We start from the raw sequence: 13,468 nt of genomic DNA, 5'->3' as shown, positions 1-13,468 counted from the left end.
CACGCCGCGCTCGGCGAGCCGTTGCTCGACCTGCGCGGCGGACGTGGGAACGGCCGTGCCGATCCCGGAGCCGGCGAAGTGGGCGGTCAACCGGGTGGGGCGACGGTCGCGTCCGGCTGATTCGCGCGCCGGAGCGCATCAGCGATGAATCCGCTCGCTTTCAGATCCTCGATGAAAGCCCGGAGGAACTGCACGGTCTCCGGGCCGCGGGTCCTGGTCGTACCCAACGCCTGCCGGATCTCCATGAACCGACCCTCGATCAGACGAAACTCGGGATGGCTGCTGACGTACTCGATCATCGGCTGCTTGATGCCGGCGGCGACCTCCAGACCCAGGTCACGGAACACGTCGACCCCGTCGTCAACGGGCACCGTTCGCGCGTGCTGAAGGGTGCGGGACAGAAACAGGTCGTAGGCAGACCCCTCGTTGACACCGATACGCACCCCGTCACGATCGACGTCCGCCCTCGTCGAGATGACCGAGTCCCGGGGCACGACGAACACCCCCTCGATCACGACGTACGGCGCGGTGAAAGCGACCTCTGCCGCCCGCACAGGCTCGATGGCCAGGAAGCAGATGTCAGCCCGCCCCGCTGCCATCGCCTCGAACGACTTCCGCGCCGCATCGAAGCAGACGAGCTCTACCGGGAGCCCCAGCCTCGAGCCCAACTCACGCGTGATGTCGACCGTCACGCCGGTCGGCGCCGTCGGCGTCCCCTGGACCAACACCGGATTACCCAGATTGATCGCGGCCCGCAGGGTGCCTGTGGGCGCAAGATCCTCGGCGATGGCCGCAGGCACGATACTCATGGAGACGATCCTATGGACGATCCCCGAGGAGCGAGGAGCGAGGAGCGCAGGCGCGGTCTGAGACCTCCCCCACCGCTGCGCCGCGACAGCGGCCGGGAACGGCTGTTCTCGCGCTGCTCGCACGACCATGTGACTCCGATCGCCACCGACCTCGCGGGCGCGCACGGTCATGTTCCCCGGGCGACGTTCGCGACTGTCGCGCTCGTGAGGTCTCTGCGGAGAATCTCCGCCGAGTGGACGCTCTCGCCCGCTGGTTCGCGGTCTTCCCGCACCGGACAGACGGGCGCCGTGTTGCTCCGGATGCGGCTCTCGCAGACCCCTCGAACTGCGAGGGCCGCATCCGTCGTCGGAGTGCGGAAGGCGGGCACCTTCCGCGTCCTCGGCCGCCGCTCGCACGGCACGTACCCGGGCACCGCAGTGTCGGGGGCCCTCACGCCGGCGGGCATTCCGAAAAGAAGACGGGCCGAGTCGTCAGATAGATGCTGCGGATCCACACTCTCAATAGAGCCTCGGTTAGTTCCGATGCATCGTGTCGCGGGCCCGAGTTCGCACAGACGGCCAAGGTTGCGCGTTCGTTCATCAGATTGAGAGACATTGCCAGCTCCTCGGGGGATATATCCGACGGGGCCGCTCCCCGCTGCTGCTCGGCGCGAATACGCCGGGCGGCTCGATCAACCCAGTACTCGATCATTCCGTCCCACACCCGCCGGATCTCGGGACTCGCTTCTCGCATCTGGTTGGCGGCAAGAAAGACATTTCGATTACGCAGGATCGTCGCCAGTGGCACTCCGATCGAGTTGCGCCACACCACTACCGGATCGTCGGATTCCAGCTGGTCGATACGCGCCTTGTAGTCTTCGACAACTTCATCGAGCACCTGACCGAAGAGTGAGACGAGCGCGGCTTCTTTCGAGGCGAAGTAGAAGTAGAAGCCTTGCCGAGTGATTCCTGCGGCCTGGACCAGGTCACCTATCGAGATATCATAGATATTCTTATGGTCAAGGAGTGCCCTCAGGGTGGAGACTATTGCTTTCTCACGGTCGGCGCCCGACGGACGCGGGGCGCGCGATCGACGCCGTTGTGCACCTCGACCTATCATGTTCATCAGGGTCTCCATGGGCGCGCTCCGCGTTGCGAGAAAGAGCGCAAACTACGACTGGCGCTCACATATTGGCCACTGACTGTCGCCACGGCCCGAACTCTGAGGCAAACATGAAGAGATGCTCGACGAGCATCCGAAGATTAGCCTGATACGACGCTCAACCCTCCGGGCAGATCGCCGGCGTCGGCCCCGTCGCCATTGACAGTGTGTCAACCCGGTTTGCGGGATGTCAAGTATGGACGCGGCAGTTCTCGGCCATCGGCGAAAAGTGGGTCACACTCAGCCAGGATACTTTTGGAGCCGTTCCTGCTCCTGGCTTACGCATTGTACGCGGTGGGCGATTTGCTCGTAGCGCATAGACAAATGTCGAGCCAATGCCACCTCCCGCGCAAACCATCCCACGGATGATCTTCCACGCAAGACGTAGGACTACCCGAGCTCCGGCGCCCGATCGAGATACGTCACCACCAGCCGCTGCTCACACCGTCACTGAGACACCAGCCGGCGACGCCAAGATACGTTACACTCAAGTACTGTAATATACGTCCGAGACGCCCGACGACTCCAGAGAGGAACATCATGACTACACAGCGGCCCCCACTCGTTCTCGTTCCGGGCGCCTGACGGGTCCCGCCCACCTGGGATCTCCCACGCGGGGAGCTCGACACCCCCGGCCATGCCGGCCGCACGGTGCAGCTGCCCACCACCAGCTCCCGACCCGCGTGGCAGCCTGCGATTACCGACCAGCGCACGCAGGGGGCCGGACCGTCAGCCGGGCGTGGCGCCCGACATGATCCGGCCAGATTTCGCCGACGAAATCGCGCGAGGGACTTCAGGATTTCTTCGGCGGCCGTGGTCCGGCCTCGAGAGCGGACGCTCCTCTTCTGGTCGACCAGCAAGCCGACCACATGCGGTATCCCCGCTCCGATCTGTCTGATTGCCACTCATCAGAGAAGTGTGACCCGGCCCTCTTGGTCATTCTCCGGACGGCAGTTCGGTCGCTCGTCGGACCTGCGTAACCACGTGGAGTCGGAAGTCTTCCGGGCCTGCCCGGTTGTCTTCGCTCCGAGATATCCGCATCAGCAACAGGAGGTATGTCATGACTTTTGATGATTCATCCTTGCCGCCGGTCCTTCGGGAGGATGCCGCGACTCTCGTTGCCGCGGTGGCAGGTTCGGTTCTGCTGCCGGGCGACGCGGGATACGACGACGAACGCGCCGTCTTCAACCTGAATCACGAGTTGGTGCCCGCGGCGATCGTGGTGGCGCAGAGCGCGGCCGACGTCCAGGCCGCCGTCGCTTTCGCGGCGGGGCAGCATCGGCCCCTCCTGGTGAAGACGACCGGCCACCAGATGGTCGGCAAAGCGCACGGCGCCGTCGTGATCGCGACCCATCGGATGAATGACGTGGTCATCGACGCGGTCAGCCGCACGGCCCGGGTCGGAGCTGGCGTGATGTGGTCCGAGGTCATCCCGAAGGCGGCGAAGGCCGGGCTGGCTCCGCTGAACGGGTCGAATCCCACGGTAGGAGTCGCCGGCTACATCCTGGGCGGCGGTCTCAGCCCGACCCTCGGCCGTTCCCAGGGCTACGCCGCCGACCATGTGCGCTCGCTCGAGGTGGTGACCGCGGACGGCGAACTGCGCCACGTCGACGCTCAGTCCGAGCCCGAGCTGTTCTGGGCACTGCGCGGCGGCAAGGGCAACTTCGGTGTGGTCACGGCTCTGGAATTCGACTTGTTCCCGGTGTCCCGCCTCTACGGCGGTGGCATCTACTTCCCCGGTGAGCGGATGGCCGACGTGCTGCGCGCATGGACCACCTGGCACCCGGGCACACCGGAGACCATGGTCTCCTCGTTCGCCGTGATGCGCCAGCCACCGGTGCCCGAAGTGCCCGAACCGCTGCGCGGGGCGTTCGTCGTGTCATTGCGGTTCGCCTACACCGGCACGGCCGAGGACGGCGAGCGGTTGATAGCGCCACTGCGGGCGGTGGCTCCGGCAGTCCTGGACACCGTGCGAGACATGCCGTACACCGAGGTGGCGTCGATCCACAACGAACCGACCGACCCGGTGCCCTACTACGAACGGGGCGTCATGCTGCGGGAGTTCCCCGCGGAAGCGCAGGACAAGCTGGTGGAGCTCGTCGGCCCGAACTCCGACACCACCCTGGCGATCGCCGAACTGCGTGCCCTGGGCGGGGCGTGGGACCGGGAGCCGGCGGTGCCCAACGCCGTGGCGACCAGGGGCCTGCCGTACAGCCTGTTGGGCGTTGCGGCAGGTCCGCTGCCGGAGGAGCACCAGCTCAAGAAGGCGGTCGCCGCACTGCTCGACGGCATGGAGCCCTGGAGGGGCGACCGGCGGCTGGTGAACAACCTCGCGCCGGACGAGGCGAGCGACGCCGCCGCGATCTACGGCCCGGAGCGCTACGAGCGCCTGGCGGCCATCAAGAAGACCTACGACCCGGCCAACACGTTCCGGATCAACCACAACGTGGTGCCGGCCGCCTGATCAGTCTTCGGCCGGCCGGGCGGGGCCGGATGTGATCGATTCTCCGATCGTGTCCGGCACCACCGTTCTCGAGGAGAACCAGTCCTGCCCCTGGCAGCCGGATCGGCTGGTCAGCCGTCTCCACGCATTCCCGCCCAGCCGGGGTGAGACGGCAGAGCCGCGGACGCGGTAAATCGGGAGAGTCACGGCGAGGCAGCCAACGGCTTCCCGCGCGTCGAGACGGGTCATCGAGGCACCGGCAAGGAGGGCAGCATGAAGTACGGGGTCTTGAGCTTCGTCACCGATCAGGGGATCGGACCGGCGGTTCTGGGCCGGGCGCTGGAAGAACGCGGGTTCGAGTCGCTCTTCGTGCCGGAGCACACGCACGTCCCCGCCTCCCGCCGAACGCCGTTCCCTGGGGGCGGCGAGCTGGAGACCGTGCACTACCGGGTGCTGGACCCGTTCGTCGCGCTGACCGCCGCGGCAACGGTCACCTCCCGGCTCGTCGTGGGGACGGGGATCGCGCTCGTGACGGAGCGCGACCCGATCAGTACCGCCAAGGAGGTCGCATCTCTCGACCTTGTCTCCGGCGGTCGGGTCGCCTTCGGCGTCGGCGTGGGCTGGAACCGTGAGGAGATGGAGAACCACGGCACCGATCCCCGAACCCGCGGCCGCCTCATGGACGAACGCATCGAGGCCATGCGCCGGATCTGGACCGAGGAACAGGCTGAGTTCCACGGTGAGTTCGTGAACTTCGACCCGATCTTCTCCTGGCCCAAGCCCGTCCAACAGCCACATCCGCCGATCTACTTCGGCGGTGGTGAGGCCACATTTCCTCGCATCGCTCGCTTCGGCGCCGGATGGCTCCCCAACGTGGAATCGCCCGACGCTCTCGCGCCGCAGCTCGCGAAACTCCGTGACGCGGCTGGTGCCGACGTCCCCGTCCGGGTGGGGCACATCGGCCCCAAGGAGCCGGCGAGCATCGCGGGCTACGAGGCGCTGGGCGTGGAACAGGTGACGATCGGCCTTCCGACGGCACCCGAGCGGGAGACTCTGGAGTCCTTGGACCGGCTGGCCGAGATCGTCGCGAAGGTCGGGTAGGACACCGGCGGGACGTCGCCGCTGCACCGTCATCGCGCTGATCGGCGGGCCCGCCGCCGTTGCGTCGCAGAATAATCAACCCCGCCGGGGGTCCGGGAGGTGTCGAGTCCGGTGGACCGGCTCCCTAGGCTCGCGGGCATGCCGGACACCCAGTACGAAGACCTGCTCCGCCGCGTGCTGGACACGGGCGCCCGCAAGGAGGACCGCACCGGCACAGGTACGCGGTCGGTCTTCGGTCACCAGCTGCGCTACCGGCTGTCCGACGGCTTCCCGCTGATCACGACGAAGAAGGTCCACTTCCGCTCGATCGCTTACGAGCTGCTGTGGTTCCTACGCGGCGACGCGAACGTCAGGTGGCTGCAGGAGAACGGCGTCACGATCTGGGACGAGTGGGCGGCGCCGGACGGTGATCTCGGCCCGATCTACGGCGTGCAGTGGCGGTCGTGGCCGACTCCGGGCGGCGGGCACGTCGACCAGATCAGCGAGGTCCTACGAACGCTGCGCGAGAACCCCGACTCTCGGCGGATCATCGTGTCCGCGTGGAACGTCGCCGATATCCCGCGGATGGCGCTGCCCCCGTGCCACGCGTTCTTCCAGTTCTACGTCGCCGACGGCGAGCTCTCCTGCCAGCTGTACCAGCGCAGCGCGGACCTGTTCCTCGGCGTGCCGTTCAACGTCGCGAGCTACGCGCTTCTGACGCACATGGTCGCCGAGCAGGTGGGCCTCGGCCTCGGTGACTTCGTCTGGACCGGAGGCGACTGCCATATCTACGACAACCACGAGGAGCAGGTCCGCACGCAGCTCGCACGCCGGGCGCGACCGTTCCCCACGCTGAGCCTCAAGCCGGCGGACAGCCTGTTCGCCTACACCTACGAGCACATCGCACTCGACGGGTACGACCCTCACCCCGCCATCAAGGCTCCGGTGGCGGTGTGATCGGGCTCGTCTGGGCGCAGTCGGCGAACGGCGTGATCGGCCGCGACGGCGCGCTGCCGTGGCACCTGCCCGAGGACCTGAAGCACTTCCGCTCCCTGACCGCCGGCTCGACAGTGCTCATGGGCCGCCGTACATGGGAGTCGCTGCCGCCGCGGTTCCGGCCGCTGCCGGGCAGGCGCAATCTTGTGCTGTCGCGCACGCCGCAGAAGGGCGTGGAGACGTTCCCCGACCCGCCGCAGGCACTCGCTGCGGTGTCCGGGGACGCCTGGGTGATCGGCGGCGCGGCGGTGTATCGGGCGGCGCTGCCGTTCGCGGACCGGATCGTGGTCACCGAGATCCGAGAGTTCTTCGAAGGTGACACGCACGCACCGGACGTCGGCCGCTCGCCGGACTCCGTCGGATCATGGCAGGAGTCGTCGACCGGGCTGCACTATCGGTTCCTGACCTGGGACCGGGCTTGAGATCGGCGCCCTCGCTGCTGGACTGCGACATCGATCTCGCCTGACCGGTTTCGCCATGCATCAGATGCGGTGTTCGGTGAACGCGTCGACGCTGAGTTGCTGGGCCGTTCGCGACCGGTCGAGGCGGTGACGGTGAGGTGGATGACGTCGAGAGGGTCGTCCAGAATCGTCTGACCGATGCGGCGCCCGCGTGTGGTGAGCGCAGGCATGCGGGCTCGGCTGTGTGCGACGACGGAGCCGGCGGGCGAGTCGCCGCCGGCTGTGGTCACGGGCCGGATGATGTCGCGACCGATCGCTGGTGACGGCGGCGATGCGGTGCTCCTCAGACCTTCACTGCGGTGCCCCACAGGGCCGCGGTGGCGAGTTCGGTCCCCTGCACGAGGCTGCTGAGCTTGGCCCAGGCGAGCTGTGGTGACACGGCGAGGAAGGTGGCGAAGGACGCGAAGCCGCAGTCCGTGCCGGCGAGGATGCGTTCGCGGCCGACGACGGAGGCGTAGCGGGTGATGCGTTCTGCGACCAGCTCGGGGTGCTCGACGTAGTTGCTGGAGGTGTCGATCAGGCCCGGGATGATGACCTTGTCCTCGGGCAGCTGCACGTCGTGGAGGACCTTCCACTCGTGGGAGTGGCGGTGGTTGGCCGACTCGAACGCCAGCCCGTTGGGGCGCAGCCGCAGGACGGTGTCGATGATGTTGTGGAGCTCGATGTCGCGGTGGTGGGGCCCTTGGTAGTTGCCGTAGCAGAGATGGACGCGCACCCGATCGGGATCGATGTCGCGGACCGCGTGGTTGATCGCGTCGACGTGCACGGCGGCGCGCTGCTGGAAAGCGGCGACGTCGAGGTGGGTGTACTTGATGTGACGGCCCATCGCGAGATCGGGCGCGTCGATCTGCAGGATGAACCCGGCGTCGGTGATGGCCTGGTACTCCTCGCGCATCGCCTCGGCGAGGGCGAAAAGGTAGGCGTCGTCTGTGTCGTAGTGCGCGTTCGGCAGGTAGACAGAGATGACGCCGGGTGATGCCGCGTTCATGAACGGTTCGACTCCCGTCTCCTCCCCCAGCGCGGCGCGGAAGTTGTCCAGGTCGGTGCGAAGGTCCGCGTGCCCGATGTACGTCACCGCGCCGGTACAGGTGGGGACGGCAGTAGGAAGGCCGGCGAGTGAGGTCTCGGCCATTCCGGGGTAGTCGTCGAGGTCTGCGATGCTCAGGCCGCCGCCCTCGGGGACCTCGACGTCCTCGAAGCCCGAGAGCCGCTGGTTGACGTAGGTCACGTAGCCGCTCTTGCTCATCTCCCCGTCACTCACCACATCGAGGCCTGCGTCGGTCTGGGTGCGAACCACGTCCGCGACTGCGGCGCGGATCGTCGCGGGCAGGCGATGCATCGCGTCCGAGTCGAGGGTGCCGTCATCGCGGGCCAGGATTGTTTCGGCGAGGTCGGCAGGCCGGGGAAGGCTGCCGACGTGAGTGGCCAGGATGCGCTCTGTGCTGCGTCTCATCGGATGCCTCCACGGCGGGGATGGAGATGTCGAAGTTAGGGAACCGGCGAAACTTGTCACCGAACACGGCGTGAACACCGGAATGAAACTTCATTTCATCGTTTGTTGCTCCTCCCTTGAAGACGTCATTCAACCTATTTGACGTCCCTGGCCATGACGACCGGCTCGGTTTCACCGACCCCGCGCATTCGCCGCGAAACTGCGGGGAGAGGACATCTCGGCGCTGCCCCCGTTCGGGCTGGCGACCGGCCCGCTTGCACCGGGCGCCGTCGCCATCCACCTCGACGTGGCCGACTCCACTCGAGCCATCACACGAATCCAGTAAACCTCGCGCCTCGCTCGGCGTCAGCACAGAAGGTACCGTTGATCGCCTGCTGTCTCGGGCGGCCCTCACCGACCGCGCAGCACGCCTCCCGGACGAGCGCCGCATCGACAGATCGGGCAAATCCGCATCAGTGGGCAATTCTCCGATTTGCGGTCGACCTCGCGCGGGATCTGGTCGCACACGCGCGGTGGCTCTGACCGGCCGCTGACGCCAGGCCGCCGCGCGCCGTGCGCCATCAGTGCGAGGTGACGGGGACGCCCATCCTGCCGAAGAACTCGACCATTCCCCGGGGAGCGTCGTCGGCGAAACACAGGTCGAGCCCGCGGGCGGACTGCCGGGCGGCGGCCGCGGCGCGTGGGAACATCGCCGTCTCGTACTGGTGGAGCGCGCCCTCGACGTCGTCACCGTGCTCGATCAGTGCCAGCGCCATCTCACGGGCGTCGTGCATCGCGGCGTTCGCGCCCTCACCGGCGAACGGCGACATCAGGTGGGCGGCGTCGCCGACCAGGGTCACGCCCGGGATGCGCGGCCACGAGTGGCCGGTGGGCAGGGCGTAGATCCGGCGGGCCGTGATCTCGTCGTCGCAGTGGCGGATCAGGTCGGTCAGCGCCGGGGTCCAGTCGGCGAACTCCGCCAGCAAGGCGGTGCGGGTGGCGGCCGCGTCCGACCAGTCGACGCCGCGTGTCTCGAGCCAGTCCTCGGTCGTCCGCAGCATGGCTCCCAGGTGCAGGTCGCGGCCTCCGTGACCGCCGATGTTCTTGTTGTCCGACAGGGCGAACAGGCTCCCGGTGCCGACCAGGGCTGCCGAAGCAGGGACCTTGGCCGGGGCATCGGTGACGTGGAACTCGACGTAGCTGATCCCGGCGTACTCCGGGGAGGCGCTCGAGAGCAGAGGGCGGACTCGCGACCAGGCGCCGTCGGCCCCGATCAGCAGATCGGCGGTCCGGCGCGAGCCGTTGGCGAAGACGAGTTCGAACCCTCCGTCGTCCAGGCGGCGGGCCCGGCTGAGCTTGTGGTCCCAGACGACCCGTCCCGGGTGGAGCGAATCCAGCAGCAGGGCGCGCAGTTCCGTCCGGTCGATCTCGGGTCTGCCCGAATTGCCGTCGGGGGCCTGGTCGATGTAGACGGTGCCCGCCTTGTCCATCACCCGCATGGCCTCTGCCTGCGGCCGGGTCAGCCGGCGGAACTTCTCGTGCAGTCCCGCTTCGCGCAGGGCCAACTGGCCGGACTCGACGTGCAGGTCGAGCAGGCCGCCCTGCCGCCGAGCGTCGGCGGTGGCGTCGAGTTCGTAGACGGTGCTGGCGATGTCGTGCTGCTGCAGGATGCGGGCCAGCACCAGCCCGCTGAGGCCGCCGCCGACGACGGCTATGGACAGGGCGGACGAAGAGGTCATGTCGATACCTCGAAATACGTAGCCAGTAAGACGTGTACAGCGTATGCGACTAGACGTGTACACCGTAAGCGTCCCGTAGGATTCCCGCAATCCACGCGAGGAGCGCTGCCGTGACCGACGAACCGCCGCCCGTCATCTGGGCACGTCTCTCCAGCCAGGGGCGGGGGCCGGCGCGCACCCTCGACCACAGGGCCATCACCGCGGTCGCGATCGCCCTGGCCGACGAGGAGGGGGTCGACGCGGTCTCGATGCGCAAGGTCGCGGGACGGATGGGCCACAGCCCGATGGCGCTCTACCGGCACGTCGGCAACAAGGACGACCTGACCGAGCTGATGTACGACACGGTGCTGGGCGAGTTGGACCTGACCGGGATCCCGTCCGGGAACTGGCGAGCCGACGTCACCCGGCTCGCCCGGGAGACGCGCCGGCTGCACCACGCCCACCCCTGGATCGCCCGGTTCGGGCACCGGCCGACCCTCGGGCCCAACGCCCGGCGGTTCCTCGAAAGCGGTCTGGCGTGCGTGGACGGGCTCGGCCTCGACATCGACGCGATGATGGACCTGCTGTCCACCGCCCTGCAGTTCACCAGGGGCTTCGTCGTGCAGGAGCTGGGAGAGGTCGAAGCGCAACGGCGCACCGGCCTGGACTTCGCGGGCTACCAGCGCCAGACCGGGCCGTTCATCTCGCAGTTGCTGCAGGAGGGCAAGCTCCCGTACCTGCGGCGGCTGATCATCGAGGCCGAGGACCTCCCCGATCCGGACGTGGTGTTCGAGCGCCGTCTGGCGATGGTGCTCGACGGCCTGGCGGCCAGGATCGGCCGCCAGGGCTGACGACCGGGTTTCACCTCCCGACCAATAGCGGAGGGCGGCGGGAGATCAGCGCCGTTGCTGCTGCTCCGCCCCGTTTGCCTGTTCTCGCGCGATGCGACCCCTGCGGTATTCCATCGACGTCACCCTGAACGGGTGCCGGGTTGATCTGCTTCGGCGGCCTTCACCTCGGAGGCCCGAGTGGTATTCGCCGAAATCGGACGGATACCCGGATTCCGTCCGGAGCCATCGACCTCGTGCCCGGTGCGCGGATGACCACTATCTGCGGGTCGGAGTAGGGAGCACAGCGGTCCTGAAGTGCCAGACTGTTCACGAAGGGGAAGGGCACCTTTCACGTCGCGCACGATTTGGAGGTGGGATGCAGGTCGTCGTGAGAGCCCTCGACGTTCTCCGGGTGCTATCCGGTGAGCACCGAGGCCTGGCGATGGGCGAGATCTCCCAACGTGTATCGATGCCGCTGGCCAGTACACACCGAATCCTTCGCGTCCTGGAGGGCGAGCGGTTCGTCACGAGGTCCTCGTCGAACAGGCGGTACTTCCTCGGACCGGCGGCTCGAGAGCTTGGCCAGAGCGACCTTGCGCGGCAGTCACCGTTAGTGACCCCGCACGCGGCCGTCGCAGTGGCGAGCCGGCTCACCGGGGAGACGGTTTTCCTGTCGGCGCTGGTGGGCGGCCGAGTCACCTGCCTCGCACTCGCCGAGAGCGGGCACCCGCTCCGCTTGTTCGTCCGTGTGGGACAGGAAATGCCGCTCCATGCCGCCGCCGCGGCACGAGTCCTTCTTGCCGGCCGGCCGTCGGCGGAGGCACGGGCCCTGCTGGAGGCCCACGAGCCGCTCGTCGCGTTCACCGACGACACTCCGAGCACCGTGGAGCAGGTCATGGACCGTCTGAGCCTGATCTCCAAGCGCGGCTACGACATCTGCAACTCCGAGCTCGACGATAACGTGTGGGCTGTCTCTGCACCGGTTCGAACCTCGACCGATGAGGTGGTGGCGTCGGTCACCTTGGCCGCCCCGATGCACCGGATGGAGACCGCTGCCGATCGCGAGAGCGCGAAGTTGGCATTGCTCGAGGCCGCAGCGTCGATGTCGGCCGACCTCGGATGGGAGCCCGCTGCCGTCGACCAAGAACTCGCTGCACACTGAGCGAGGCGCCGAACACCATCGGAACCGCTATCTCTTGCCCCATCCGAGTGAACAGCTTCAACGCTCAGCTTGAACACGAATTTCCGCAACACACGGGGACAGATCGTTCCTGAGGTATCCACCGCACGGCGCACCGTGCTCTGTTCGGTTCCGCCCGGCGGAAGGCATGAGGATCTGCGGGTTACAGCGCCGACGCTGACGCTCTTGACAGCGGCCCGCGCCACCCTCACCATCGTCTTTTCTCGCAGTGCGGATGGAGGTCATCCATCTCATGGAAAAACTGCCGGTGAACTCTGCAATCTGCAGACCGGATCTATCGGTCACCGTCGGAAATCTGCGTCTGGCAATGATTACCACTCTCGGTGCGCCCAATCTGGACGGGCGCTCCTGACATGACCGGCGTCGCACATCGCGGTCGCGGTGCCGACCGGGCACCTCATCGGCGCCACGCAGGACATCGCGGCCCAGGTCCTCGCCGAGGTTGCCATCGCCAACGATCAGTCCGACGACGGACAGGACGTCGCATCGCTATTCCGCCGGGCCGATCTCATGCCGACATACCGGAAGAAGACCGCAGATGAGGTTCCGTGACCAGCGCATCCTCGACATCGCCGCCGCCAGCGGCGCCCACAGCACCACCGGCGTTCCGACCACCCTCGACTCCCCGGCCGTCCCGGAGGCTCTCGGTCACGCCCTGGCGGAGCAACTGCGCCAGTACCAGCCCACCGCTGTGGTGTTCTGGAGTTCCTGCGAGGCCTCCGTGCTCTGCCACGTCGTCGCTCGCGAACTCGGCGTGGACATTCTCCCGGCCTATGACGACCTGGGCCGACTCAGCCTCGGCCGCCACCCGGAGAACGGCGCGGCCATCGTCGCGGTCGACGTCGAGTGGGCCGACTACCCCGGCGTGCTCCCGCTGCTTCGCACCGTCGCCGGTGCCGGTGGGACCGTTGTGGCGGTCGGCACCGTGCTCTACACGCCACCCGCCGATGCGGCTGCTGGGGTCCCGCTGCACGTTCTCGAGCCCGCAGGCGCGGGAGGCGCGGCGTGACCGTCACGGTCCTGACCGATCCCCGCCGGGTCCACCGACCCGGCCGGCTGCGGACCATGGGGGTCGTAGACGTCATCTGACCGGTTGGCGTGGTGTTCGTCCCCAGTTTCAACGACGGCGGCAGCCACTCCCCCGACGAGCTCACCACCGCCGCGGGCACAAGCCGCCACCCCCATCCCTGAGACCACAAGGAACCCGGATATGCAGCCGATTGCTGAATCGACCGGAACGGCCCGCCGATCTATCCCGTCCGGGGGTAGGGGGCACCCGAAAGGTGTCCACTTCCCCTCATGGGCGAGTACGGCGGAGGTTGGGCGATGACGGACTCCCGTGTGGTCCGCGCGGCAC

Annotated in this window: 12 protein-coding genes and 1 pseudogene; 9 read left to right on the top strand and 4 right to left on the bottom strand. The window is 67.6% G+C overall.

Annotated elements, in window-relative coordinates; all coding sequences use genetic code 11:
* Nucleotides 1–86 precede the first annotated feature (86 nt).
* Both MMF94_RS34465 and MMF94_RS34460 read right to left on the bottom strand, forming a co-directional pair.
* On the bottom strand, nt 87–980 hold the full coding sequence (locus MMF94_RS34465; protein WP_241041643.1) for a transporter substrate-binding domain-containing protein: 894 nt from the start codon (nt 978–980) through the stop codon (nt 87–89).
* Between the two features lie 259 nt (nt 981–1,239).
* Nucleotides 1,240–1,926 (bottom strand): TetR/AcrR family transcriptional regulator, encoded by a 687-nt coding sequence (locus tag MMF94_RS34460; RefSeq protein WP_241041642.1) that lies wholly within the window; start codon nt 1,924–1,926, stop codon nt 1,240–1,242.
* A gap of 1,150 nt (nt 1,927–3,076) precedes the next feature.
* Here MMF94_RS34460 and MMF94_RS34455 point away from each other — a divergent pair.
* The 4 genes from MMF94_RS34455 to MMF94_RS34440 all read left to right on the top strand — a co-directional run bounded on the left by MMF94_RS34455 (nt 3,077) and on the right by MMF94_RS34440 (nt 6,891).
* Nucleotides 3,077–4,414, top strand: a complete 1,338-nt coding sequence (locus MMF94_RS34455) for an FAD-binding oxidoreductase (protein WP_241041641.1) — start codon at nt 3,077–3,079, stop codon at nt 4,412–4,414.
* A gap of 252 nt (nt 4,415–4,666) precedes the next feature.
* Nucleotides 4,667–5,494, top strand: a complete 828-nt coding sequence (locus MMF94_RS34450) for an LLM class F420-dependent oxidoreductase (protein ID WP_241041640.1) — start codon at nt 4,667–4,669, stop codon at nt 5,492–5,494.
* Between the two features lie 138 nt (nt 5,495–5,632).
* A complete protein-coding gene (locus MMF94_RS34445; protein ID WP_241041639.1) occupies nt 5,633–6,430 on the top strand; it encodes a thymidylate synthase in 798 nt (265 codons plus the stop codon).
* Nucleotides 6,427–6,891: a dihydrofolate reductase gene (locus tag MMF94_RS34440; protein ID WP_241041638.1), complete on the top strand. Its 465-nt coding sequence runs from the start codon at nt 6,427–6,429 to the stop codon at nt 6,889–6,891. Before MMF94_RS34445 ends, MMF94_RS34440 begins: the two co-directional genes overlap by 4 nt.
* 322 nt (nt 6,892–7,213) lie before the next feature.
* Here MMF94_RS34440 and MMF94_RS34435 read toward each other — a convergent pair whose 3' ends face one another.
* Complete coding sequence (locus tag MMF94_RS34435) at nt 7,214–8,383, bottom strand: cobalamin-independent methionine synthase II family protein (RefSeq protein ID WP_241041637.1); 1,170 nt, start codon at nt 8,381–8,383, stop codon at nt 7,214–7,216.
* Nucleotides 8,384–8,943: 560 nt separating this feature from the next.
* The gene (locus MMF94_RS34430; RefSeq protein WP_241041636.1) at nt 8,944–10,101 is read right to left on the bottom strand and encodes an FAD-dependent oxidoreductase; all 1,158 of its coding nucleotides are present in this window, start codon (nt 10,099–10,101) and stop codon (nt 8,944–8,946) included.
* Nucleotides 10,102–10,211: 110 nt separating this feature from the next.
* On the opposite strand from MMF94_RS34430, the gene MMF94_RS34425 reads away from it, so the two are divergent.
* From MMF94_RS34425 to MMF94_RS34405, 5 genes and pseudogenes are all read left to right on the top strand, one after another.
* On the top strand, nt 10,212–10,931 hold the full coding sequence (locus MMF94_RS34425; protein WP_241041635.1) for a TetR/AcrR family transcriptional regulator: 720 nt from the start codon (nt 10,212–10,214) through the stop codon (nt 10,929–10,931).
* Nucleotides 10,932–11,022: 91 nt separating this feature from the next.
* Nucleotides 11,023–11,430, top strand: a pseudogene (locus MMF94_RS43620) (helix-turn-helix domain-containing protein); the annotation flags it as partial.
* 93 nt (nt 11,431–11,523) lie between these two features.
* Entirely contained in the window at nt 11,524–12,072 is a 549-nt protein-coding gene (locus tag MMF94_RS34415) for an IclR family transcriptional regulator (protein WP_241041733.1), read from the top strand.
* A 420-nt stretch (nt 12,073–12,492) separates the two neighbouring features.
* Entirely contained in the window at nt 12,493–12,663 is a 171-nt protein-coding gene (locus tag MMF94_RS34410) for a hypothetical protein (RefSeq protein WP_241041634.1), read from the top strand.
* Nucleotides 12,650–13,120 (top strand): hypothetical protein, encoded by a 471-nt coding sequence (locus MMF94_RS34405; protein WP_241041633.1) that lies wholly within the window; start codon nt 12,650–12,652, stop codon nt 13,118–13,120. The genes MMF94_RS34410 and MMF94_RS34405 overlap by 14 nt, the downstream gene beginning before the upstream one ends.
* The last annotated feature ends 348 nt before the right edge of the window (nt 13,121–13,468 follow it).

It is taken from the genome of Pseudonocardia alaniniphila (genome assembly GCF_022524485.1).
GTDB lineage: Bacteria > Actinomycetota > Actinomycetes > Mycobacteriales > Pseudonocardiaceae > Pseudonocardia > Pseudonocardia alaniniphila.
The sequence above is the reverse complement of the archived record's forward strand: the minus strand, read 5'-3'. Positions and strand labels throughout refer to the sequence as shown.